Raw genomic sequence first — 23,942 nt, forward strand, 5'->3', positions numbered from 1 at the left:
TATATGATAGGCGCCAGATTTTAGTGTGCCTGATACTCCAATTGTACACGACCAAACCAACATAATAGCGGAGAATTCCATGAAGTTGATGACAAAATTGTTCCTTGTAGTGGCAGGAACAGCATTATTGGCCGCCTGTGGCCCAGCCCCCGATCGCATTAATTTAGATCAAGAGCATGATGCCCGCTCTTATGCAGTAGGTGCCGCGTCGTTGCGCGAAGCGCAGCAGTTAATCGCATTAATTGCCGAAGAGAATCCAGAGTTTGGTCGTGAAGAGAAGAACGAATTGTTGCATGTGGGCTTCGTTGACATTCTAAACCGTAAACCGCGCATGGAAGAGCAGATGCTCTCTCTTGAGCTGATGGTGCGTGGATTGCAAGATGCGCCAGCTATGGCTGACTTACCTGCGATCGTCGAGACCACATTAGATGAGGACGATACAACATCTCAGGTGTACATGCTTGGTGCCTACATGGGCCTGCAAGTGCTGATGGTGGATAACTTGCTGCAAGATTACGATAAAGGCATTAGCGGACGCATTGCTGCCATCGCCTTTCGCGAGTCTCTGAAGGAAGAAGGCCGCATGACCGAAGAAGAGATTACGGTGCAGTGGGAAGCGATTCGCGACATTCTTACTTCACCTGCGCCAGGTGTGGACGGAATCATGTCGGAAAACCATGCTTTAGGCCTTGCTTACTTAGAAGAAAACGCAAAACGTGATGGCGTGATAATCACGGATTCAGGATTACAGTACGAAGTGCTTGAGGAAGGTGATGGTGTATCTCCTACGGCGTCGGATATCGTTATTGTGCATTACCAAGGTTGGTTAGTTACCGGTGAGCTGTTCGATAGCTCGGTTGAACGCAACCAAACAGCAAGTTTCCCGTTGAATCGCGTTATTGCTGGTTGGACTGAAGGTATTCAACTGATGCAAGTGGGTGCCAAATATCGCTTTGTGATTCCTCATGAGTTGGCTTATGCAGATACGCAACGTGGCCCTATGATCGCTCCCTACTCGGCGCTGATTTTTGAAGTTGAATTAATCGACGTGGTGTCGACCCAAGCAAATTAGGCTGTATTTTCCACAGCGGTAATCGTTTGTTCTGAAGCCCTTGCGCTGAAAAGCGTGGGGGCTTTTTTATGCGGTCAACGACGCACTTTTAGCTGCTAACTGGTTTGACCTTTGAGTCTCCCTCGTAAATACTCAAGGATTCCCATCTGCCGAGTTCGTGGTCCGGTGTGTATATTTGGATAACAATAAAAAGGACATCACCATGTTTGTATCGCCATCTTCTTTGCGTGCAGCCAATCAGCGAGGGTTGCGCCAATATGCACTGCTTCGCAAAGGCATCATCGCATCAGCCTGCGCGCTGGCACTAACAGGTTGCTTTAGCTCATCGGAACCGGTTACCCAAACGCCGCCTCCGGCCACGCCACCACCCACGTCTGGCCCTGAACCCACTGGCGTAACGACCTATGCGCCGGGCGAGGTGAATGCCACTATTACCCGCACTGATTTTGGTGTTCCTTACATCGAAAGCGATAGTCTTGAAGGGATTGCCTTTGGTACTGCTTACGCATTTGCTGAAGATAACATCTGTATCTTGGCGGATCAGTTCGTGCGCTTTAACTCCTTGCGTTCACGATTTTTTGGTCCTGACAGCACCCCAGGCTCCGGTGATAGCGCCCATATCATTAACGATTTTACCTATAAGGCATTAGGGATTCGCGCGCTGGCAGAAGAAAACATTGACCAGCTGAGCGAAGAAAGCCAAGCCTTGTTGCAAGGTTACGCGGCAGGATATAACTATTATTTGGAGGATGTGGGGGTTAATAATATTGCCCCGCCATGCGCAGGAATGCCGTGGGTTCAACCCATTGAGCCGGTCGATATGCTGACGTACGCCTTGGGTGTCGCTTTGTTGCCTGGTGCAGCGAATTTCCTGCAGCCTTTGTTCATCGCGACCCCTCCCGGAACCAGCTTTGCCCCAACACCCGTGGGTGTGAGTGGCGATGACGTTGGCTTCTCATTTGACCTAGATGTGTCATCCATCGATATTCCGGATCCAAATCCAGAAGAGCTCGGCTCGAATGGATGGGCACTGGGTCGCGATATGACGGAAAATGGAATGGGCATGGTGTTAGCTAATCCGCACTTTCCACACGTTGGCAACCAACGGTTTTGGCAATTCGGTATCGAAATTCCGGGTGAAATGAAGGTCGTCGGCGGCTCGCTGTCGGGCATGCCGGGTGTGGTGAACATTGGTTTCAACGAGAATATTGCGTGGACCCATACGTTCTCAACCGCGGAACGCTTTGTTGTTTACCAACTGCATCTCGACCCGAATGACGAGTCGGGCATGACGTATTTGGTGGATGGTGAAGCGCACACGATAGAGGAAAACACCTATCAAATTGAAGTGGCGACTGGGCCTACAAGTACCATCACCTTGGAAAAAACATTCTATCAAAGCTCGTTTGGGCCCATGATGACTATTCCTGGTGCGTTCGAATGGGGTGGTGACCTTGCCGGAACCCGTTCAGCTTTTGTGTTGCATGATGCCAACTTGCCCAACTTTGATATTCTCGACCATTGGCTGGCGCTCAATCTAGCGGAAAATATAGATGATGTGGAGGAATCTTTTGAGAACTTCACCGGCCTTATCTTCAACAATATTATGGCGGCGGATAAGCACGGTGACGTGTTCTTCACCGATGGCTCATCGGTTCCTGATCTGTTGCCTGAGGCCTTACAAGAATTACGCACCAACTTGGTTCTGTTAGCGGTTCGTGGGCAGGCGCCTTTTACTTTAGTACCAGGGCATCGTGAGATGTTCCGACCGCAAGGACGGGTTCCTTTTGACCGAGCGCCCCAGTTACGTCGCTCAGACTTCGTGCAAAACTCCAATGATAGTTATTGGCTAACAAACCCTAATGCACCCATTGTAAGTACTGGCGACCCCGACTATTACCTGTTCGGGCCTTATAACAATCAGCAAACTCTGCGCTCGCGTATGGGGCAGCAAAAACTCACCGAACTGTCTGATGTTACATTGACAGAAATGGAAGAATCCTTGTTGAGCAATCGCGCGTTCTTGGGCGAAGAGATTCATGCTGATCTGGTGGCAATGTGTACGGCTCAAGGTGATACGCCTGTGGATATTGGCACGCGTACGGTTGATGTGTCTCAGGCCTGTGCCGCTCTTGCGTTGTGGGATGGCCGGATGGATAGACACAGCATAGGCGCCTTTGTGCTGCGGGAGTTCGCGGAGCGCTTTAGTCGCAATCCACAATGGGCAACCCCATACGATTTCCGCCGCCCGTTAGAAACACCCGCCGGTTTAGCCAACTCACCTGAAGTGATGCGTTTACTCGCACAAGCAGTGGAGCGCATTGAGCAAAGTATTCATCCGGTCCATGCGCCCTTAGGTGATGTACAGTTTGTAGAGCGCAGCCTGCCCAATGGGGAAGCAAGTGGAAATCGCTTACCTTGGTCTGGAGCCAATAACATTGAGGGTGGCTTTAATGTGTTTCGCTCGCAGGGGGCTGATGACGGTACCTTGTTGCCGCGCCATCGTTATCCTTCAATGGCGGGTACTCAGCTATCTGAGCAGGGGTATCATATTACCAGTGGTTCGAGCTGGATGTTTGTCATGCGTTTTACCGAAGAGGGACCTGAAGCGCGCGGTTTGCTGACATACTCTCAGTCGAATGATGTGCGTTCGCCTCATTATATTGATCAAACGGAATTCTACTCCGATTTACCGCAATTACGCCCGATTTGGTTTACGGCTGAGGATATAAGCGCCAATGCCATATCCACGCGGATGATTGGTGCAGGTGCGAGCGATTAAGCGTTTGCTTGCAGATACGAAAAAGGCCAGCAATTGCTGGCCTTTCTTTTTACGCGTTACTTTACGTAAAAAATGCGATTAGGTTTCCGGTAACACCTCATGGGCTGCGAGCAGCGCGATGAGTTGGTCTTCTAACTCAAGACGGTTTTGCAGGGATTCGCCTAACAGAGATAAATCATGGGTAAACTTGGGAAGAGGATCTGTATCTGTCACTTCTGCGTAATCATCATTGAAGCGCAATGCAACTTCTGTGGTCGTGGCAATAAGGGGGTATATTTGCTTAGAAAGGGCATCCGTGTGTTGATTGTGAGCTTTTGCCTCTTCAAGAATATGGTCATAGAGTTCAAAATGACCGGCAGAAATGTAATCCACTAAAACTTCGCAAAATTCCCGAATATCTGATGCAGCCGGTAACTGTTCTGCGTGTTCATCATAAGGGGGTAGTCCGGCTAGTTTGAAGTAGCGCACGAGTAAATCTTGGCGTTCATCGAGCCATCGATCCAACGCCGAGTGCAATCCCGCCCATTGTTGTTTGGCTTCTGTGTTCCGGCGTAACATAATATAACTCCTTGCAAGCTTCCTGCGGACCGGGTGTGTAACTCCACTGTACTGTGTGAACGTAGCGAAGATCAACTTTATTCATCGGCACCTTTCGTTTTCTTAACATCGGGCTGATTCTAAGGATAAATCATGATTCAACCAGCAGACACGCCCCAGCGCGACGATGCCGTAAATTGGTTTATTGTGCAGGGCAACCAATTACTCACCGACCATGATGGGAAAATTCCGATTGCGGATATCACCCGTTTTCCGCTCGCGGAGCTCGAGTATACGGCAAAAATTGGTGAGCTAGAGGGTATGCCTGCGTACGTATTGGTGTGGCCAAAAGATGTGACCGTTCCTGACGGATTGCAATGGACACCCTTGCGCCAATTGTTATTGGTTTCCGATAGCGAAACTTTTGCGCTAGCGGGCAAGGCCTGCCAAGTGCATCACTTCTTACAGACCCATCAGTACTGCGGCCGCTGCGGAAGCGAAACTGTCCAGATGGAAACGGAGTTGGCGGTTCTGTGTCCGCAATGTGATTTTCTCTGTTATCCAAGAATCTCGCCGTGCATTATTGTCGCGATTTATAAAGGCAGCGACATACTGTTGGCGCGCGGGAGTCGTCATCCCGAGGGACTATTCTCAATTCTCGCAGGCTTTGTGGAAAGCGGTGAGTCACTTGAACAAGCGGTACATCGGGAAGTGCTGGAGGAAGCGGGTATTCAGATCAAAGATGTTCGCTACCGTTTTAGTCAACCGTGGCCATTTCCACATTCGCTGATGGCCGGATTCACTGCCCAGTGGCATTCAGGCACGTTAGTGTTGGATCCAAGTGAGCTGATCGAAGGCAATTGGTTTGCTTTAACCGATTTGCCGAAAACGCCCCCTGAGGGCACGATAGCGGCCCGTTTAATCGCGACAGTAAAAGCTGAAGTTTTGGATGCTTCCTGATAGAATTCGGCCCATAAATTTAAAGGATCAGGATGCTATGAGTACTGAGTTAAAGAATGACCGCTATTTGCGCGCCTTGGCGAAACAGCCTGTAGACCGAACGCCCATTTGGATGATGCGCCAAGCTGGCCGCTATCTGCCGGAGTATCGCGAAGTTCGCTCGCAAGCGGGTGACTTTATGAGCCTCTGTCGAAATGCAGAACTCGCCTGCGAAGTCACCTTACAGCCGCTGCGCCGCTACCCACTTGATGCCGCCATATTATTCTCAGATATTCTCACCATTCCTGATGCAATGGGTTTGGGGCTGTATTTCGAGCAGGGAGAAGGTCCTCGCTTTCAGCGTCCTTTGCGGGATGCACGCGCCGTGGCCGCATTAGCTGTGCCAGATCCTGAAGATGAGCTAGGCTATGTGATGAACGCGGTGCGCACGATTCGCCGCGAGTTAAAAGGTGAGGTTCCCCTCATCGGCTTCTCGGGTAGCCCGTGGACACTGGCCACCTACATGGTTGAAGGCGGCAGCACAAAGAACTTCTCCATTGTGAAAAAAATGATGTTTCAAGAGCCTGCGGTGATGCATCAGCTTTTAGATAAGTTAGCGCAATCGGTTACTTCTTATTTGAATGCGCAAATCGCAAATGGTGCGCAATCAGTGATGATCTTCGATACTTGGGGTGGTGTGCTGTCACCGCGGGATTACCAAGAGTTTAGTTTGCGTTATATGGCGCAAATTGTAGATGGCTTAACGCGTGAGAACGAAGGCCGTAAAGTGCCCGTCACGCTATTTACAAAAAATGGCGGTCAATGGCTTGAACTAATGGCTGCCACGGGTTGTGATGCCTTAGGAGTCGATTGGACGACGAATCTAGGGGATGCACGTGCTCGGGTTGGTGAGCAGGTGGCGTTGCAAGGTAATATGGATCCGAGTGTGCTTTATGCACCTCCGGAGCGTATTCGCGAAGAAGTTCAAACCATCTTAACAAGCTTCGGGAATGGTACGGGTCATGTATTTAACTTGGGGCATGGTATTCACCCAGAAGTGGATCCAGCCCATGCAGAAGCTTTCATTAAAGCGGTTACAGAACTGAGTCCGGCTTTCCATAAGTGATCGTTTTTGCGACCAATCCCGATATATAAGCGTTGAAGGTGTCAGGATGGCTGGCACCTTTGCGTTACAATGCTCGTATATAGTTAAAGAGCTGTTTATAAGGGACGCTGGGAGCATATGTCGAATCGTTCATATTTTACACCGTTAACCGTGATCGCAGTTATTTTGGCTGTGGTTGTTGGCGTGTTGTACTTTTCTGATGATGAAGATACAACAAATCAGCGTGGCATGGGCGCTGCATCCGTGATTGGCGCGCCGGCGCGTGTCATGGAATTTCGCGATATCATTGAAGGACTAGGCACCGCCCAAGCGCGCGAGTCGGTCGACATAATGGCGCGCGTTTCGCAAACCGTCAGTGGCATTCACTTCTCCGATGGAGACGATGTTGAGGAAGGCCAACTTCTCGTGAGCTTGTCAGACCGAGAAGAACAAGCGCGGGTGCAGGAATTGGAGTTTCGGCTTGCCGAAAACCGCCGTCAGTTAGCTCGTTTACGGGAACTCGCTCAAGAAAATGCAGCATCGCGCAGTATGATCGATGAGCAAGAAGTGCGCGTAGAACAAACCAGTGCAGAATTAGAAGTGGCTCGCTCGCGTCTCGCCGAAATGACGATTTATGCCCCCTTCAGTGGCAAACTAGGGCTGCGCAAAGTGAGTCAAGGCCAGTTAGTGCGCTCAGGTGACGTCATTACCACGCTCGATGCGATTTCTCCCATCTTTGTTGATTTCAGCGTGCCGGAACTCTACCTTCCCAGTCTTAATCCAGGCCAGCGTGTTATTGCCATGTCAGCGGCTTATCCAGAGCGCGAGTTTATTGGCGAAATTGTTAGTTTAGCGTCGCGTGTTGATCCCGTAACCCGCTCAATTTTGGTCCGTGCGTCGATTGACAATGAAGGCCGCGAACTGCGCGCCGGTATGTTGTTGCGTATTCAACTCGAGCGTCGCGTCGATCATACCTTGATGGTGCCTGAAAGTGCTGTTATTCCAATTCGTAACGAGCAATTCGTTTACGTGGTGAACGATGAAGATCGCGCGGTTCGCACACTTGTGGAAACCGGCCGCCGGCTGCCGGGTTGGGTTGAAATCCTCGATGGCATTGAAGAAGGCGATATGATTATCGTCGAAGGCACAATCCGTGTGCGTGATGGGTTACCCGTCAGTGTCACTGAACGCTAATTGGAGGCAGTGCGATGTTTCTTTCTGATACGTCGGTTAAGCGTCCAGTTTTTGCGACGGTTATTAATATTCTTCTTATTATTTTCGGGGTGGTTGCGTTTACATCGCTGCCACTGCGGGAATACCCAAACATTGAGCCCCCGGTTGTTTCTGTAAACACCAACTATCCGGGCGCCAACGCTGAAATCGTTGAAACTCAGATCACGCAAGTGATTGAGGAACGCATCAGTGGAATCGATGGAATTAAAACCATCACCTCACGCAGCCGCGATGGCAACTCACGCATTACCATTGAGTTTGAACAAAGTCGAAATATCGATTCTGCGGCAAATGATGTGCGTGAGCGTGTGCAACGGGTTCTACGCAATCTTCCTGAGCAAGTGATGCCTCCGGAAGTCACCAAAGCGAATGCCGACGAAGACACTGTGGTTTGGTACAACTTGCGCAGCGAGAACATGACCACCTTGGAGTTAACGGATTTCGCGAACCGCTATATTGTCGATCGGCTTTCGGTTGTGGATGGCGTGGCCCGCGTTAATATTGGTGGCGAACGTCGCTATGCCATGAAGCTTTGGCTCGATCGTAACGCCATGGCGGCGCGCGGCATTACCGTTACCGATCTTGAGAATCGTTTGCGCGCGGAGAATGTCGAGTTACCGGCAGGGCGCATTGAGTCGCGGGATCGCGAGTTCTCGGTGCGCGTTGCTCGCAGCTATCTAACACCTCAAGACTTTGCGAATCTTTCGATTGTATCGGGCTCCGATGGCTACTTGGTGCGATTGGGCGAAGTCGCACGAGTGTCGTTAGAAGCAGAAGACGATCGCTCGGAATTCCGTGGCAACGGAATAAATATGATTGGCTTGGGGATCATTCGCCAATCGGACGCGAATACCTTGGAAGTTGTTGATAACGTCGAACGCGAGATTGAGCGTTTACGGGCCACCTTACCAGCAAGCATGATATTGGTGCCTTCGTACGATTCGTCGATCTTTATTCGCGACTCCATTCAAGAAGTGTACAACACCCTGTTTATTGCGATGGCGATGGTTGTCATTGTGATCTACCTCTTCCTGGGCAATATTCGTGTCACCCTGATTCCGGCTATCACGGTGCCGGTGGCACTGATGTCTTCGTATATTGTGCTCTATGCCATGGGATTCTCGATTAACCTGCTCACCCTATTGGCGTTGGTGCTTGCCATCGGGTTGGTGGTGGACGACTCCATCGTGGTTCTGGAGAACATTTATCGACGGGTTGAGGCGGGCGACCCGCCCCTTCTGGCCGCTTATCGAGGCGCCCGCGAAGTAGGTTTCGCTGTTGTTGCGACAACCTTAGTGCTGATTTCGGTGTTCATCCCCCTCATCTTCCTTGATGGCAATATCGGTATGTTATTTACCGAATTTGCGCTCGCCTTGGCGGCTGCCGTCGCCTTCTCGAGTATCACGGCGCTAACACTCTCGCCGATGTTGTGCTCAAAGATACTCAAAAAGCAGGAGCGCAATAAAGGTTTTGGTAAGTTTCTTGATCGTGGCTTTAAGCGCATTGAAGAAAAATATGAAACCCTGGTGCGTAAAACAATTAGTGTTCCAATTATGGCATTCGTTGTTGTGGCCTTGGCTGCCGGCGCCGGTTACCTCATGTTTGACCGTATTGGCCAAGAATTCGTGCCGCCGGAAGATCGCGGCAATTTCTTCGTCATGATACGTGCGGCTGAAGGTGCGAGTCAGGAATCGAACGCCCGTAATATGCGCGAAATTGAGAATATTTTGCTGCCCTACATTGACGAAGGCAAAGTTGATCGACTGATCATTCGTACGCCGGGTTGGGGCAATAGCGCGGGTATAGCCATCGTGGGAACTATTCCATTTAGTGAGCGGGATTGGAGTTCATTTGAATTAATGAACGAGATTCGCGTGAAGCTCCAAGAGGTTCCTGACGTTATTGCCTTTGCCAATATGCGCAGTGGTATTGGCGGTGGCGGCGGCGGTGGCCGACCAGTTGAATTTGTATTGCAAGGAAACACCTTCGAAGATTTGGCACGCTATCGCGATATCGTGTTGGAAAAGGCAGCGGAAAATCCGGGCTTGATCCAGCTGGATAGCGATTACAATGAAACGGTTCCGCAGTTGATGATTCAAATTGATCAGGAGCGCGCGGCAGATCTTGGGGTGTCGGTGGGTGATATCGGTCGTACCCTAGAAAGTATGCTTGGGCAACGACGGGTAACCCGTTATCAAGATCGCGGTGAAGAATACAACGTGATTCTTGAGGGTGAGCGTGATGACTATCGCACGCCACAGTCGATTAACAATATTTATGTGCGTTCCCAGCGCACCGGGCAGCTTGTGCCTATGTCGAACTTAGTCACGGTGACAGAAGGCGCGACGGCATCCCAGTTAAATCGATATAACCGGATGCGTTCGATCACTATCACTGCCAACCTTGCCGATGGCTATTCGCTGGGTGAAGCCCTCAACTATCTAGAAAACATCGTGGCGGAACATTTGCCTGATGACGTGATGATTGATTACAAAGGGCAATCTCTGCTGTACCAAGAAGGTGGCAATACCATCATCTTTATTTTTGGTTTGGCGTTGGCGATTACCTTCTTGGTGTTGGCCGCACAGTTTGAGAGCTTTGTGCATCCGTTCGTGATTATTCTCACGGTTCCGCTCGCAATATTTGGGGCGCTGTTCGGACTTTGGGTCACCGGCATGACGATTAATATTTACTCCCAGATTGGTCTGGTGATGTTGATCGGGTTGGCGGCGAAGAACGGTATCTTGATCGTGGAGTTTGCGAATCAGTTGCGCGACGCAGGGATGAAATTCGAGGATGCTTTAGCGCGTGCCTCGCGTTTACGCTTACGTCCGATCATTATGACGGCTTTTACCACCCTGATGAGTGCTTTGCCGCTGGTGCTTGCCTCTGGGCCAGGTGCCGAAAGCCGTATGGTTATTGGTACCGTCATTTTTGCCGGTGTCGCGTTCTCGGCCTTTATGACGATATTCTTAGTGCCAGCGCTTTATATGGGACTAGCGAAGAATACGCGTTCTCCACGCCAGCTAGAGCGTGACCTCGAGCGTATGGAAGAAGAACACCCGGATCGACGGGGTGAAGTTGAAGTGCTTAAAGAAGTGGAACAAGCGCTGAAATAAAACGGATATAGGTTAGAAAAAACTCCCGTCGCTTTGTCGCGCGGGAGTTTTTTTATGCGGAAATTTCAAAAATTAAACGGTGACGCAGAGGTGAGGCCGTCGATAACATTGCGGGTATGACGTGGGTGATTGGTAAAGAGTCCGCCAACTCCCCAACGCTTTAGCAGCAAAATATCTTCCGGTTCATCCACCGTATACACAAATACCTTCAGGCCGCGCTGATGGGCGTCTTGAATAAGCTCAAAGGTGACAAAGTCGATGTCGATATGCAGTGAATAGGCGTCGAGTTCATTGGCAAAGCGGGCGTAATCTAACAGGCAACTGGCGCTCAGTGCACCAATGCGAGTTTTCGGCCGGCTTTGTTTTAATGCGTGGATCCAATGATGATTAAAGGCGGAAACGATTAATTGGTCTGAGCTGAACCCCAATGTTTGTTCCGCCTGGTTGAGAACTTCAACGAGGGCAGCCTGACTGACCTGAGATTTTAGCTCAATATTCACGAAACAACGCCCCTGAATAAACTCAAGTGCTTCGAGAAGTGTTGGGATGGGGTGCTGACTAAATATGCGTAACGCACGAACTTGCGCACTCGTCAGATCTTGAAAGCGACCGGGTTGCGCTGCCAGACGTCGTAAATACCGGTCATGAAACACAAAGAGCTCGCCATCGACTTCCATGACGTCTAATTCAATACCATCGGCATGGGCATCAATTGCGCGCTCAAAGGCCACCAGGGTGTTCTCTGGGGCCTCAAAACTTGCGCCACGGTGTGCGATCACGAGCATTCATCGCTCCTTCCCTACGATTGACCTCTGGAACGGTCTAGTCAGTGTTTTTTCTGCTAAGCGTCCCCATGACGGTTCCCATTCGGGTAATGGTGCCAGCAGATAGATTGTCTGAGAATTCCATCATCCCTTCAGGGAAGGTAAGCACCACCGTAGAACCTAGCTTAAAACGACCCATCTCTTCGCCTTGGCGCAGATGAATCGCGTTCAGGCCTTCCGCGGGGTAATCCCACGTATGTACACGCGGGCCTGTCGGAGGCGTGACGGTTCCGGCCCAAACAGTTTCGATACTGGCAACGATAGTGGCGCCCACTAGCACCATGGTAAAAGGTCCGTGTTCGCTATCGAAAACGGCAACAACGCGCTCATTACGCGCAAATAAGTTAGGGACGTTAGCCGCAGTAAGAGGATTGACCGAAAATAAATCGCCGGGCACGTAAATCATTTGCCGCAATGTGCCGTCGAGGGGCATGTGGATACGATGGTAATCGCGCGGGGCGAGGTAAATTGTCGCAAATTGACCATTCTCAAATTCAGCGGCTAGTGCATCGTCACCACCGAGCAGCGCCCGAGTGGAATAGTTGTGGTTCTTCGCTTGCACAATGCTATCGCCGTGAATCGGACCTAGCTGGCTGACCGTTCCGTCTACCGGGTGGGCAAGCTCGCCTGCTTTAGATTGTAACGGACGTACTTCGGGCTTAAGCGGACGTGTAAAAAACTCATTAAATGTAGGATAAGCTCGGTAATCTTCTTGCTGCGCCTCGTTCATATCCACGTTGTATTTGTTAATAAACCAACGGGTAAACGCCCGCGTCAGCCAACCTGCGCGCGCACTGGCAAATTTGCCCATAGCACGGGACAACAAATGCTTGGGCATGATGTACTGGGCGATAATCTTGAATCGATCTAAAGCGGACACTGAACTACCTCTCAACGAATGTTAATTCTAATAAACATTTACGCATGTTCTTTGACAATACGATGATAATTCTCAAGACGCTTGGCGTCGAGCGCGCCTTCTGCAACTGCTAATTGCATTGCGCAGCCTGGGTCACTGCCATGTTTGCAATCGCGAAATTTACAAGCGCCCAAAAACGAGCGCATATCTTTAAAGCAGTATGCAACGCGCTCAGGATCGATGTGCCACAGGCCGAATTCACGAATTCCGGGGGAATCCAATAATGCGCCTCCTTGCTCTAGAGCATACCAACGGGCAACGGTTGTCGTATGTTGGCCCAACCCAGAATTATCGGAGATGGCGCCAATGGCCAGATCAACTTCGGGCAATAGTGCTTTAATCAACGATGATTTACCCACACCGGATTGCCCTACTAAGACTGAAATATGATCAGGGAATTGCGCGCGTAACGTTTCAATCCCTTCCTCTGTTTGCGCACTGACACGAATTACGGGGTATCCGATGGACTCATAGACGCTTAGGCGAGATTCAATAAAATCGGACTCTTCAGGGGTAATCAGGTCGATTTTATTCATCACGATAATGGCATCAATACCTGCATCCTCGCAGGCCACTAAATAGCGATCGATAATTTGGTCAGAAAAGGCAGGCTGGGAAGACGACACAATAAAAATCTGATCTACGTTCGCCGCGATAGGTTTAATACCATCATACTGATCGGGGCGGCAGAGTACCGATGTGCGTTCTTCTACAGCTTCAATCACACCCTGTAAGCCTTGTTCAGAGCTCGCTGCGCGGCGCCATGCAACGATATCGCCAGTGACCAATGAACTTACCGTACGACGTATATTACAACGCAAAATATCGCCTTCGGCGGTGAGGATATCCGCATGTTGACCAAAGCGGCTTACCACGCGACCATGTTCAAGCTGTCCGAGCTGCTCATCAAGCCATTCAGTTTCTTGCTTCATGTGGCGTTTCGCGAGGCGCTTCTCTTGATTTGCACGCACACGCCTGAGTTGCCCTTTGGTGAGTTTCGACCGTTTTGCCAATGCCTATTCCAACTTTAAAAAACGCTGTGCTTATGGTAGCAAAATATTTGTTGATGAGTTACATAAAGCGTCGGTAATAGCATGTTTTTCAATGCCGAACGGCTTAATTCCGTGTTAGCATGACAGCTCAAGAGGGAAGGAGAAACGGATGAGTGACGCAGCATCAACTGAAAACACTGGGCGTTTGATTTGGATCGATCTGGAAATGACGGGATTAAGCCCAGAAGAAGATGTGATTATTGAAATTGCGACCATAGTGACCGACGACCAATTGAACGTTATAGCCGAAGGCCCAGTACTTGCAGTGCATCAGAGTGATGCGCGAATGGCGGCGATGGATGATTGGAACACGCGGACTCACACGGGCTCAGGGCTCGTTGCAAGGGTTCAGCAAAGCAAGTTGCGCGAAGCCGAGGCGGAAGCCGCAACCATCGAGTTTTTACAACAACATGTTGCGCCAGGGAAGTCACCGATGTGTGGCAACAGTATATGCCAAGACCGCCGATTTTTAGCGCGCTACATGCCAACCCTTGAGGCATTCTTTCATTATCGTAATCTTGATGTCAGTACCGTAAAGGAACTTGCGAAGCGCTGGAAACCAGAGATTCTCCCGGGCTTTGCTAAGCATAATAAGCATGAAGCGCTGGCCGATATCCTTGAGTCGATTGAAGAATTAAGATACTACCGCGAACATTTTTTCGACGAACAGAAAAAATCTTAAAGAAAGGGGGTTGCATTGGCCCCCGAATTCAGTAAAATGCGCTCCGCACTGACGCAATAGCGGTGCGACAAAAGATGCGGGAATAGCTCAGTGGTAGAGCACAACCTTGCCAAGGTTGGGGTCGCGAGTTCGAATCTCGTTTCCCGCTCCAAATTTGATGATAAAGCCACCTTCGGGTGGCTTTATTGTTTTTGTCCGCGATGAAACGAGATTACATCTCGATTGTTCAGGCCATCCATGGCCTGAACCCTGCGGGCTCCCTGCGGTCGCGCTCACGCGCATCCTGCGCTTAGAGTCCCGCTCCAAATTTGATGATAAAGCCACCTTCGGGTGGCTTTATTGTTTTTGTCCGCGATGAAACGAGATTACATCTCGATTGTTCAGGCCATCACCGAATAATTTCGAAAAAGATTGACAAAACCAAACAAGACCTCTATATCGTGTCCTGAACGCGACAGTTCGCTGTCGTTTAGGATGGTTGTCTGAATGGTGGAAATGATATGGCGACTGCAAATAGAGAAACGTTGCTTCGGAAACCGTTTAACGATTTTCGGAATTATCCTTATGGATTCGCCCGCTCTGGTGATTTCTCGATTCGTGAAAGTGATGCGTTGCTTCACTATGGTTGCTTAATAACAGCCATGTTGAATGGTGATTTTGCACCAGAAACAAAGGAAGATAAATCTTTGTTGGCGGTAGCGAAAGGCGAGAAGGCGCCAGAAACTCCGGTAGAGAAAGCGTGGAGTAAATACCAAGCCCGTATCAACCGGCCGAAAGTAGGCAGCATGTATGGTCGTTCAAAAGTGGTCGACGATGAATCTGATTTTGATTCAACTACCGCAGACGACGATCTGGTTGTTGAAGACTAATTAAAAAAATGGCTCCCTCGGGAGCCATTTTTGTTAGTGAGAGTTGCTTTGTTCGCGAGATATAGCGCGATGGCCGATATCGGTGCGGAAATAAGCGTCGTTCCAGTGAATTTGTTTTACCAATTCATAGGCAGCTTTTTGTGCTGCGGTTACCGAGTCAGCTAATGCGGTACAGCAAAGCACTCGCCCACCCGATGTCACCGTCTTACCGTCTTTTAGGCTGGTGCCTGCGTGGAAGGTTTTGCCGTGTTGAGTCGGCGCTGGGATGCCTTCAATCACATCACCCTTGCGATAGCTATCTGGATAACCACCCGCGGCCATTACGACACCCACTGCAGCGCGTGGATCAAACTCAATGGGCGTAGACCCTAATCGTGCTGCTAACGCATCTAAACACAACTCAACTAGGTCGGATTGTAATCGCATCATAATCGGCTGCGTTTCCGGATCGCCAAAACGGCAGTTGTATTCTAATACCTTGGCAGAACCGTCGGGTGCAATCATTAAGCCGGCGTATAGAAACCCCACATAGGTGTTCCCTTCAGCTTTCATGCCCTCTACGGTTGGACGCATCACATGCTCCATCACCCAATCGTTGACTGCTTGGGTAACCACAGGAGCAGGGGAGTAAGCGCCCATGCCACCGGTATTGGGACCTTTATCACCGTTATCACGCGCTTTGTGATCTTGGCTAGAGGCAAATGGCAGAATCGTATCGCCATCAACCATGGCGATAAAGCTCGCTTCTTCACCTACCAAAAACTCTTCGATAACAACACGGCTACCGGCATCACCAAACTTGTTGCCCGCAAGCATATCGTCGATTGCTGCGTCCGCCTGCTCTAGCGTTTCGGCGATGATCACACCTTTACCTGCGGCGAGGCCGTCGGCCTTAATAACAATAGGTAACGCGTGTTCGCGCACAAAAGCTTTGGCGGGCGCGATCTCACTAAAGTTTTGATAGGCTGCTGTTGGGATCTGGTGACGGGCAAGGAAATCTTTACAGAACGCCTTTGACCCTTCTAACTGGGCGGCTCCTTTGGTGGGGCCGAAAATTGCTAATCCATGTGCTTGGAATGTATTCACCACGCCCAACACAAGGGGAGCTTCAGGACCCACGATAGTGAGTTCTATACGCTCTTTTTGCGCAAACGCGAGTAAGCGATCAATATCATCGGCGGCAATGTCCACATTGGAAATATGGGGCTCATTAGCCGTACCTGCGTTCCCTGGGGCAACGAATACATGTTCCACGCGGCTCGACTGCGCCGCTTTCCAAGCAAGGGCGTGCTCACGACCACCCCCACCAATCACCAGTACCTTCATGCTTTTTTCCTACGCTTCAGGTTTTCTAAATTTCAGGGTAAAGCGATCACTTTCCCCAATACGTTGATAATGCTCTCGGTCTGAATCACCGTGACGCAATGTAGGTGGCAATGCCCATACACCGCCTTCGTGGTCAGCAGTATCCTCTGGGTTTGCATTTACATCGCTACTGCCGATGTATTCAAATCCTGCTGCTTCAGCAAATGCGCGGGCCCAGCTTTCCTTCATATAACCAGAGGAGCGCATCGCATCGTCTTCTTTATCTTCCGGTAAACGATGGTCAACGATGCCCAGAATGCCACCGGGCTTTAATGCGTCATAAAACGCCGTAAAAGCTGCGGTGATACCTTCTTCTTGGCCTTGCATAAACCAGTTGTGCAGGTTGCGGAAGGTAAGTACGCGGTCGGCTGTGCCAGCGGGCGCAATATCATGGGCTTCGCCCGGTGCAAATGATGTGATCACCACGTTCTCGTATACGCTATCGCTTGCCATCTTCTCTTCGAAGCGGGTGCGCGAGTTACGATACATTTCGCGTGGATGCTCCGGTGAGAAATGGGCTGCATACAGCGTGCCTTCTTCGTGCAGATACGGGGCAAGAATCTCTGTGTACCAACCACCACCGGGCCAAATTTCAACCACAGTCATGTCTGGCTTCACCTCGAAAAAACTCAAGGTTTCATAAGGGTTGCGAAAGGAATCGCGTTCAACAAAAGCGGGTGTGCGGTGCTCACCGGCAATGGCTTCTTTGAGTGCCTGATTTCCGCCGTGGTTATGGGCGAAGGCATGGCTGCTTAGTGTGAGAGCACAAACTGCTGCCACACTGCCGAGCAGGTATTTAGCTTGGATGTTCATAGTCGCTCCTTGCATACGTTGTTGTCGTGCGTATGTGTGATAAAAACACGTGCTATTAAGCGTAGCAGGGATTCGGATACCTGGTGAATCCCTGCGCGCATCAGTGACAATACGTTCCGGCTCTGTTTTGGGTTTAGTGGCGGAAATGGCGCATGCCGGTGAATACCATGGCAATACCATGCTCATCGGCGGCCGCTATAATTTCCTCATCTCGAATTGAACCGCCAGGCTGGATAATAGCCTTAATTCCCGCTGCTGCTGCGGCGTCGATGCCATCGCGGAACGGAAAGAAGGCGTCAGAAGCCATCACCGAGCCGGGCACTTCTAATCCCTCATCAGCGGCTTTGATTCCGGCGATTTTGGCACTATACACTCGGCTCATTTGGCCTGCGCCAACGCCAATGGTCATGCCATCTTTAGCGTATACGATGGCATTGGATTTAACGTACTTGGCCACTTTCCAAGCAAAGCGTAAATCACTTAATTGTTGCTCGCTTGGTGCAATTTTCGTGACTACTTTTAAATCCGCATCGGCAACAATGCCATGATCGATATCTTGTACAAGCAAGCCACCTTGAACTCGTTTAAAATCAAGCTGGGCCTGACGTTTGGTGAAGGCCTCGGTGATGAGCAAGCGCACGTTTTTCTTCGCTGCGACGATACTTTGTGCCTTTTTGCTGGCACCGGGTGCAATAATCACTTCAACGAATTGGCGGTTAATAATGGCATGCGCAGTATTTTCATCAAGCGGCTGGTTAAACGCGATAATGCCACCGAATGCGGAAGTAGGATCGGTTTTAAACGCGCGCTCATAAGCATCTAGAATGTTACTTCCGACTGCTACGCCACACGGATTCGCATGCTTCACGATGACACAAGCAGGCTCTTCAAATGTTTTCACACACTCGAGAGCAGCATCCGTATCAGCGATATTATTAAAGGATAACTCTTTCCCCTGTAGCTGCGTAGAACTCGCTACCGAAGGCTCCTGATGGCTTGGATCGATATAAAAAGCAGCCTGTTGATGCGCGTTCTCGCCGTAGCGAAGGTCTTGTTTCTTATGAAATTGGAAGTTCAGGGTGCGCGGGAAGCGTTCTGGTGCTTGCACGTCTTGAATGCGCTGACCAAAGTAATTCGCAATCATACCATCGTAGGCGGCAGTGTGTTCGAAAGCGCGAATGGCCAAGTCAAAACGGGTTTCGTCGGTTACACCATCAAGGTCGGCGAGTTCTCCGAGAATACGGTCATAGTCACTCGCATTCACAACGATAGTAACATCCCGATGGTTTTTAGCCGCTGCGCGCACCATAGTCGGGCCGCCAATATCAATATTCTCTATGGCATCTTCAAGCGTGCAACCGGGCTTTTTGACTGTGTCGGCGAATGGATACAGGTTTACTGCAACTAAATCGATTGGGTCGATACCGTGCTCATCCATGACCCCTTGATCTTTATCTCGGCGTGCAAGAATACCGCCATGGATTTTCGGGTGGAGCGTCTTTACTCGACCATCCATTATTTCTGGTTGACCCGTGTGTGCAGACACTTCAATAACAGGCACACCGGCTTCTTCTAGCATTTTAGCGGTGCCACCGGTAGACAGGATTTCGACACCCCGAGCGTGCAGGGCTTCGGCGAATTCAACAATGCCGGTTTTATCGGAAACGCTCAGTAGCGCGCGACGAATAGGACGAATCTGGCTCATGGTCAGTTCTCGTAATTTGCAAGCGTGAAGGGAACATCACGGGCACACCGAGGAGGAGAAGCCGCATGATGGATGCGGCTGTGCATTATACGCGAAAACCTGAGTGAAGCGAAGTCAATCACGACCGCAATAACGGACGCGAGTTAGCCCTCTTGTCGTAGTCGCTGAATGATTTGTTGCGCAGGTTGATAACCGTTAATCACGGTACCAGTGGAGAGAACGATAAAGGGGGTACCGGTAACACCGATGCGCTGGCCTAATTGATAGCCTTCCCGAATAATATTCTGGCAGGCTGCCGTTTTTGCAACGCTGTCGTAGGTATTACCCTGGGTGCCCGCTTTAAAATCATCCATAGCGGCACGTTGATCGTCGGCGCAGTAGATAGTCGTTAATTGGTCGAAGTCACGACCGCCTTGCAAGCCTGTACGGGGATAAGGTAGATAGTGAACACTCACACCTGCACTCGTGTACATATCAATTTCTTCATGCAAACGACGGCAATAGCCACAGGTGGGGTCGGTAAACACGTAGATAGAGCCTACCGCATCAACGCCAGTGCTTGCTGGATACGTCACTAACATATCTTGGGATAGGTTTGGAATTTCCGTCGAGGCAATCTCGGCCATGCGTTGTGCACGATACTCTTGGCTTAAATTAGTAATGCTGGTGAGGTCGAAAAAATCACCCACAAATGCAAACTGGCCGTCACGACTGACAACCATGTTTTGGCCACCTAAATTTATTTCATAAAGATTATTAAACCCAAACTCTCCGAGATTTCGATGTACAACAATACTGGCATTGGCAAAGCGCGGATTGCCTTCACGAATGCTGCTGACAAGGGCACTGTGGTTATCGGTGTCTATTTCGGCAACATCATTACCATTACTGGAACTGAGGAAAATACCAAGCGCGAGAAGGATGGCGAATATAGGGATCAATAGTTTAGTCATCAGGTGACATCCGTTACAGCAAGAAAAAAGAAAACTCACTCTACCCGAAGTAAGTTAAGAGCGCAAAGCCATGCGCTTTGAAATGCGTATGTGACAGTTACGGCAATAAAAAAGCGCTGTTTTGTTAAGACAGCGCTTTTTTGCATTAGTTTGCGGAGTGAACGCTTAGTTCATGCCGTACTTTTTCAGTTTCTTACGTAGAGTACCGCGGTTAATACCAAGCATAGTCGCTGCCCGAGTCTGGTTACCACGGGTGTATGTCATTACTTCTTCGAGTAATGGCGCTTCAACTTCTGCGAGAACTAACTCATAAAGCTCTTCTGGATCTTGACCATCCAATTGCTTTAGAAAGTTATTCAGCGCCTGCTTTACCGAATTGCGTAATGGTTTCGGATTTGAATTCTGGCCAATGGTAGTCAAAGGTGTCGATACTGCTTCACGATTTCCGTTTTGGTCAAACATAATAGCGCTCTTATTTCTCGTCTAAGTTAACAAAATATTCTTCAAGTGCCTGCAATTGGGCGGGTGCACTTTCTAACGCATTAAATTGACGTTTGAAATCTGCTGCACCGGGCTTATCCGCCAGATTACCCTGCAAGTACCAACCGATATGCTTTCGGGCAATGCGTAGACCACGTTGTTCGCCGTAAAAGTCGTGCAACGCATTTAAATGTGTGCGCATTACCTCTGTGATTTCTTGACCCGTGGGCGGTGTATGTTCCGAACCGGTTTTCAAAAAATGCACTATTTCCCGAAAAATCCAAGGATTCCCTTGGGCTCCCCGGCCCACCATGACCGCATCAGCTTCTGTGTACAAAAGTACATCGCGAGCTTGCTGAGGTGTTGTGATGTCGCCATTTGCGACTACAGGAATGGATATAGCCTGTTTAATCGCCTTAATGGTGTCGTACTCTGCATGACCTTTATACATGCAGCTACGGGTGCGTCCATGAACTGCGAGCGATTGAATCCCTTCCTGCTCTGCAATTTTCGCAATTAATACGCCGTTGCGATTCTCCGGATCCCATCCGGTACGAATCTTTAATGTAACGGGCACATCAACTGCTCGTACAACCGCGTGAATAATGCGTTGTACTAGTTCAGGATCTTGCAACAATGCAGAGCCTGCTAATTTTTTATTCACTTTCTTTGCCGGACAGCCCATATTGATATCAATGATTTGAGCACCTTCACGCACGTTGTGCTGAGCTGCTCGCGCCATCAGTTCCGGATCAGAGCCGGCAATTTGGACCGCACGAATACCGGGTTCCATCGAATGCACCATACGTGCACGTGATTTGTCGGTATCCCATACTTCCGGATTACTCGAGAGCATCTCGGATACCGCCATCCCTGCACCTAGCTGCATACACAACCGACGAAATGGCAGGTCAGTCACTCCAGCCATAGGTGCGAGTAGCACATTGTTTGTCAGTTGATAGGAACCTATCCGCATCGGTTATTTTCTGTTCAGCGAAAGGGACGAGAATTTTAGGGAATTTACCGCGGAAAGAAAAGGCTAGAAAGTGACCAAATTTGAATAAAATTGCAATTTTTACACTTGACTTTAGCGTCCGAAAGACTCTCTTGCGGACGCCTGTTAAAGAGATGTTACTTTTGTCGTGTTCCATGCAGGAAGCACCACTCATCCACATATTGTACTGGGGCAAATTCGACGTCTGGGGCATAGGCTGCCATGACATCGTCCGCTTGCCTCGCAAGTATCCCTGATAGCGCCAACTGACCACCCGGTTTGAGGTAGTTCAAAAGGGTTGGTGCGAGTTCCTGCAAAGGGCCGGCGAGAATATTGGCAATGACAATATCCACAGGCTCGCTCGGTGCAAATTCAGGTAAAAATGCATCAAACTTTTCGGCAACGCCATTTAAGGCAGCATTTTCGTGGGTTGCAAGAATGGCTTGCTGATCGATATCAGTGCCCACACAATGGCGGGCGCCCCGCTTCAGTGCGGCGATGCCGAGAATCCCTGAGCCGCAGCCGAAATCAACGACGGTTTTATCTTGCATATCGGTTTGCGCAACCCAACGCAGGCACATGGACGTTGTGGGGTGTGTTCCGGTGCCAAATGCCATGCCCGGATCGAGCAGAATGTTGGTCGCGTCTGCATGGGGCGGCTGATGCCATGAAGGAACAATCCATAAACCATTGCCAAAATCCATTGGCTTAAAGTTATCCATCCATTCACGTTCCCAATCTTTATCTTCTAGCTGATCGGTTTTATAACGAAGTGGTTTTTGCAGGAAACTCACTTTCGCTAGATTGCTCACCACCGGGGTCATGTTAGTTTCGGCAGGGAACAGTCCGGTCACTTGGGTGAGCTCCCAAAGGGGAACTTCGCCGGGACCTGGCTCGAAGATAGGGGCGTCTTTGGCATCGCGATAGGTAACGGCTTGTGCGCCATTGGCCATTAGAATATCGCCAAGTTGCCGTCCGTAATCTTCTTTCGTGGTAAGTGTCAGTTGTATCCAAGCCATGAGAATCTCGTTGTGAATGATGCATCTAAATTGGTCATGGGCGCCAATAAAAAAGCTCAGGAGGAACCTGAGCTTTATTGCGTTGGCGGAACCCGATTACGCCGCCTAGTTTAGCACAATCGGATTTAGCTCATCCCGAGCTTTTTCTCCAAGTAGTGGATATTCGTACCACCGTGCTGGAAGTTCTCGTCTGCCATAATATCTTTTTGCAGCGGAACATTCGTTTTAATGCCTTCGATGATCAGCTCGTTTAAGGCATTGCGCATGCGTGCAATAGCCACATCACGGTTTTCACCATAGGTGATTAGCTTACCAATCATTGAGTCGTAGTTAGGCGGAACGCGATACTCTGTGTAGATATGCGAATCCCACCGCACGCCCATACCACCGGGTGAATGGAAACGATTGATGGTTCCCGGAGAAGGAATGAAATTCTTCGGATCTTCCGCATTGATACGACATTCAATAGCATGACCACGCACAATGATGTCTTCTTGGCTGATCGACAGTGGACGGCCCGCAGCAATACGCAGCTGCTCCTTCACCAAATCGATCCCTGTCACCATCTCTGTCACCGGATGCTCAACTTGTATCCGTGTATTCATTTCGATGAAATAGAACTCACCATTCTCATACAAGAACTCGAAGGTACCGGCACCGCGATAGCCAATCTCGACACAGGCACGGGCACAGCGCTCACCGATGCTCTTACGCATTTCGTTGGTGATGCCTGGCGCTGGCGCCTCTTCCACAACTTTTTGGTGGCGACGCTGCATTGAGCAATCACGTTCACCTAAATGAATCGCATTACCTTGACCATCAGCCAGCACCTGAATTTCGATATGGCGAGGGTTCTCTAAGAACTTCTCCATATACACAACGGGATTTCCGAAGGCAGAGCGGGCTTCGCTTTGAGTTGCCTGAATGGATTTGAGAAGATCTTTTTCTTCACGAACCACACGCATCCCACGACCACCACCGCCACCTGCAGCTTTAATAATGACAGGGTAACCGATGCGCTTAGCAACTTTCTTGTTCTTCTCGTCATCATCATCGAGAGGACCGCCGGAGCCAGGTACGCAAGGTACCCCTGCTTTCTTCATCGCTTCAATTGCAGAAACTTTATCGCCCATGATGCGGATCACATCAGGTGTTGGGCCAACAAAGATAAATCCCGAGTTTTCAACTTGCTCGGCGAAATCCGCATTTTCGGCCAGAAAGCCGTAGCCTGGATGAATCGCAGCTGCGTCTGTGACTTCCGCAGCACTAATAATGCGCGGAATGTTCAAATAGCTTTCAGTTGCTGAAGGAGGTCCAATACAAATGGACTCGTCTGCCAACAGCACGTGTTTTAAATTTTTATCGACCGTGGAATGGATTGCTACCGTTTTAATGCCCAGCTCTTTACAAGCGCGCAAAATACGCAGTGCAATCTCGCCCCGGTTCGCAATCACTACTTTATCTAGCATAACAAGTGCCT

The 23,942-nt window shown here is 49.9% G+C and carries 20 protein-coding genes and 1 tRNA gene; 9 read left to right on the top strand and 12 right to left on the bottom strand.

What is annotated here, in order from left to right:
* The first annotated feature begins 79 nt into the window (after positions 1-79).
* Positions 80-1,072, top strand: a complete 993-nt coding sequence (locus HXZ99_RS12370; protein ID WP_331458482.1) for an FKBP-type peptidyl-prolyl cis-trans isomerase — start codon at positions 80-82, stop codon at positions 1,070-1,072.
* Between the two features lie 202 nt (positions 1,073-1,274).
* Positions 1,275-3,854: a penicillin acylase family protein gene (locus HXZ99_RS08145; protein ID WP_194756791.1), complete on the top strand. Its 2,580-nt coding sequence runs from the start codon at positions 1,275-1,277 to the stop codon at positions 3,852-3,854.
* Positions 3,855-3,932: 78 nt separating this feature from the next.
* On the opposite strand, the gene rsd is transcribed toward HXZ99_RS08145, so the two are convergent.
* Entirely contained in the window at positions 3,933-4,412 is a 480-nt protein-coding gene (gene rsd, locus HXZ99_RS08150) for a sigma D regulator (RefSeq protein WP_194756792.1), read from the bottom strand.
* 132 nt (positions 4,413-4,544) lie between these two features.
* Between rsd and nudC the strand changes: the two genes are divergently transcribed.
* The 4 genes from nudC to HXZ99_RS08170 all read left to right on the top strand — a co-directional run bounded on the left by nudC (position 4,545) and on the right by HXZ99_RS08170 (position 10,787).
* On the top strand, positions 4,545-5,351 hold the full coding sequence (gene nudC, locus HXZ99_RS08155) for an NAD(+) diphosphatase (protein WP_194756793.1): 807 nt from the start codon (positions 4,545-4,547) through the stop codon (positions 5,349-5,351).
* Between the two features lie 37 nt (positions 5,352-5,388).
* On the top strand, positions 5,389-6,456 hold the full coding sequence (gene hemE / locus HXZ99_RS08160) for a uroporphyrinogen decarboxylase (protein WP_194756794.1): 1,068 nt from the start codon (positions 5,389-5,391) through the stop codon (positions 6,454-6,456).
* Between the two features lie 117 nt (positions 6,457-6,573).
* On the top strand, positions 6,574-7,629 hold the full coding sequence (locus HXZ99_RS08165) for an efflux RND transporter periplasmic adaptor subunit (RefSeq protein WP_194756795.1): 1,056 nt from the start codon (positions 6,574-6,576) through the stop codon (positions 7,627-7,629).
* 14 nt (positions 7,630-7,643) lie between these two features.
* Complete coding sequence (locus tag HXZ99_RS08170) at positions 7,644-10,787, top strand: efflux RND transporter permease subunit (protein ID WP_194756796.1); 3,144 nt, start codon at positions 7,644-7,646, stop codon at positions 10,785-10,787.
* Positions 10,788-10,852: 65 nt separating this feature from the next.
* On the opposite strand, the gene HXZ99_RS08175 is transcribed toward HXZ99_RS08170, so the two are convergent.
* From HXZ99_RS08175 to rsgA, 3 genes are read right to left on the bottom strand one after another with little or no spacing between them, the layout of a single operon-like run.
* Complete coding sequence (locus HXZ99_RS08175; RefSeq protein ID WP_194756797.1) at positions 10,853-11,572, bottom strand: glycerophosphodiester phosphodiesterase; 720 nt, start codon at positions 11,570-11,572, stop codon at positions 10,853-10,855.
* A gap of 37 nt (positions 11,573-11,609) precedes the next feature.
* Positions 11,610-12,491: an archaetidylserine decarboxylase gene (asd, locus tag HXZ99_RS08180; RefSeq protein WP_194756798.1), complete on the bottom strand. Its 882-nt coding sequence runs from the start codon at positions 12,489-12,491 to the stop codon at positions 11,610-11,612.
* 38 nt (positions 12,492-12,529) lie between these two features.
* Positions 12,530-13,543 (bottom strand): small ribosomal subunit biogenesis GTPase RsgA, encoded by a 1,014-nt coding sequence (gene rsgA, locus HXZ99_RS08185; protein WP_194756799.1) that lies wholly within the window; start codon positions 13,541-13,543, stop codon positions 12,530-12,532.
* A gap of 148 nt (positions 13,544-13,691) precedes the next feature.
* Between rsgA and orn the strand changes: the two genes are divergently transcribed.
* From orn to maoP, 3 genes are all read left to right on the top strand, one after another.
* A complete protein-coding gene (orn, locus tag HXZ99_RS08190; RefSeq protein WP_194756800.1) occupies positions 13,692-14,264 on the top strand; it encodes an oligoribonuclease in 573 nt (190 codons plus the stop codon).
* 76 nt (positions 14,265-14,340) lie between these two features.
* Positions 14,341-14,415: transfer RNA gene (locus HXZ99_RS08195), tRNA-Gly, on the top strand.
* A gap of 349 nt (positions 14,416-14,764) precedes the next feature.
* A complete protein-coding gene (gene maoP, locus HXZ99_RS08200; protein ID WP_194756801.1) occupies positions 14,765-15,133 on the top strand; it encodes a DUF413 domain-containing protein in 369 nt (122 codons plus the stop codon).
* A 33-nt stretch (positions 15,134-15,166) separates the two neighbouring features.
* Here the strand turns inward: maoP and purD are convergent, their stop codons facing one another.
* From purD to accC, 8 genes are all read right to left on the bottom strand, one after another.
* On the bottom strand, positions 15,167-16,459 hold the full coding sequence (purD, locus tag HXZ99_RS08205) for a phosphoribosylamine--glycine ligase (RefSeq protein WP_194756802.1): 1,293 nt from the start codon (positions 16,457-16,459) through the stop codon (positions 15,167-15,169).
* A gap of 9 nt (positions 16,460-16,468) precedes the next feature.
* Positions 16,469-17,311: a class I SAM-dependent methyltransferase gene (locus tag HXZ99_RS08210; protein WP_194756803.1), complete on the bottom strand. Its 843-nt coding sequence runs from the start codon at positions 17,309-17,311 to the stop codon at positions 16,469-16,471.
* Positions 17,312-17,444: 133 nt separating this feature from the next.
* On the bottom strand, positions 17,445-19,016 hold the full coding sequence (gene purH, locus HXZ99_RS08215) for a bifunctional phosphoribosylaminoimidazolecarboxamide formyltransferase/IMP cyclohydrolase (RefSeq protein WP_194756804.1): 1,572 nt from the start codon (positions 19,014-19,016) through the stop codon (positions 17,445-17,447).
* 143 nt (positions 19,017-19,159) lie between these two features.
* On the bottom strand, positions 19,160-19,969 hold the full coding sequence (locus HXZ99_RS08220; protein WP_194756805.1) for a DsbC family protein: 810 nt from the start codon (positions 19,967-19,969) through the stop codon (positions 19,160-19,162).
* 165 nt (positions 19,970-20,134) lie between these two features.
* On the bottom strand, positions 20,135-20,431 hold the full coding sequence (gene fis / locus HXZ99_RS08225) for a DNA-binding transcriptional regulator Fis (RefSeq protein WP_194756806.1): 297 nt from the start codon (positions 20,429-20,431) through the stop codon (positions 20,135-20,137).
* Positions 20,432-20,441: 10 nt separating this feature from the next.
* Positions 20,442-21,425 (bottom strand): tRNA dihydrouridine synthase DusB, encoded by a 984-nt coding sequence (gene dusB / locus HXZ99_RS08230; RefSeq protein WP_194756807.1) that lies wholly within the window; start codon positions 21,423-21,425, stop codon positions 20,442-20,444.
* 155 nt (positions 21,426-21,580) lie between these two features.
* Positions 21,581-22,462 carry a 50S ribosomal protein L11 methyltransferase gene (gene prmA, locus HXZ99_RS08235; RefSeq protein ID WP_194756808.1) on the bottom strand — a complete coding sequence of 294 codons (882 nt, stop codon included), beginning with the start codon at positions 22,460-22,462 and terminating at the stop codon, positions 21,581-21,583.
* A 125-nt stretch (positions 22,463-22,587) separates the two neighbouring features.
* Positions 22,588-23,931 (bottom strand): acetyl-CoA carboxylase biotin carboxylase subunit, encoded by a 1,344-nt coding sequence (accC, locus tag HXZ99_RS08240; protein WP_194756809.1) that lies wholly within the window; start codon positions 23,929-23,931, stop codon positions 22,588-22,590.
* Between the last annotated feature and the right edge of the window lie 11 nt (positions 23,932-23,942).

This window comes from Aliidiomarina indica (assembly GCF_015354615.1).
GTDB lineage: Bacteria > Pseudomonadota > Gammaproteobacteria > Enterobacterales > Alteromonadaceae > Aliidiomarina > Aliidiomarina indica.

Coding starts and splice junctions, on each gene's coding strand:
- HXZ99_RS12370 (WP_331458482.1), top strand. CDS start 80: ATGAAGTTGATGACAAAATTGTTCCTTGTAGTGGCAGGAACAGCATTA.
- HXZ99_RS08145 (WP_194756791.1), top strand. CDS start 1,275: ATGTTTGTATCGCCATCTTCTTTGCGTGCAGCCAATCAGCGAGGGTTG.
- rsd (WP_194756792.1), bottom strand. CDS start 4,412: ATGTTACGCCGGAACACAGAAGCCAAACAACAATGGGCGGGATTGCAC.
- nudC (WP_194756793.1), top strand. CDS start 4,545: ATGATTCAACCAGCAGACACGCCCCAGCGCGACGATGCCGTAAATTGG.
- hemE (WP_194756794.1), top strand. CDS start 5,389: ATGAGTACTGAGTTAAAGAATGACCGCTATTTGCGCGCCTTGGCGAAA.
- HXZ99_RS08165 (WP_194756795.1), top strand. CDS start 6,574: ATGTCGAATCGTTCATATTTTACACCGTTAACCGTGATCGCAGTTATT.
- HXZ99_RS08170 (WP_194756796.1), top strand. CDS start 7,644: ATGTTTCTTTCTGATACGTCGGTTAAGCGTCCAGTTTTTGCGACGGTT.
- HXZ99_RS08175 (WP_194756797.1), bottom strand. CDS start 11,572: ATGCTCGTGATCGCACACCGTGGCGCAAGTTTTGAGGCCCCAGAGAAC.
- orn (WP_194756800.1), top strand. CDS start 13,692: ATGAGTGACGCAGCATCAACTGAAAACACTGGGCGTTTGATTTGGATC.
- maoP (WP_194756801.1), top strand. CDS start 14,765: ATGGCGACTGCAAATAGAGAAACGTTGCTTCGGAAACCGTTTAACGAT.
- purD (WP_194756802.1), bottom strand. CDS start 16,459: ATGAAGGTACTGGTGATTGGTGGGGGTGGTCGTGAGCACGCCCTTGCT.
- HXZ99_RS08210 (WP_194756803.1), bottom strand. CDS start 17,311: ATGAACATCCAAGCTAAATACCTGCTCGGCAGTGTGGCAGCAGTTTGT.
- purH (WP_194756804.1), bottom strand. CDS start 19,016: ATGAGCCAGATTCGTCCTATTCGTCGCGCGCTACTGAGCGTTTCCGAT.
- HXZ99_RS08220 (WP_194756805.1), bottom strand. CDS start 19,969: ATGACTAAACTATTGATCCCTATATTCGCCATCCTTCTCGCGCTTGGT.
- fis (WP_194756806.1), bottom strand. CDS start 20,431: ATGTTTGACCAAAACGGAAATCGTGAAGCAGTATCGACACCTTTGACT.
- dusB (WP_194756807.1), bottom strand. CDS start 21,425: ATGCGGATAGGTTCCTATCAACTGACAAACAATGTGCTACTCGCACCT.
- prmA (WP_194756808.1), bottom strand. CDS start 22,462: ATGGCTTGGATACAACTGACACTTACCACGAAAGAAGATTACGGACGG.
- accC (WP_194756809.1), bottom strand. CDS start 23,931: ATGCTAGATAAAGTAGTGATTGCGAACCGGGGCGAGATTGCACTGCGT.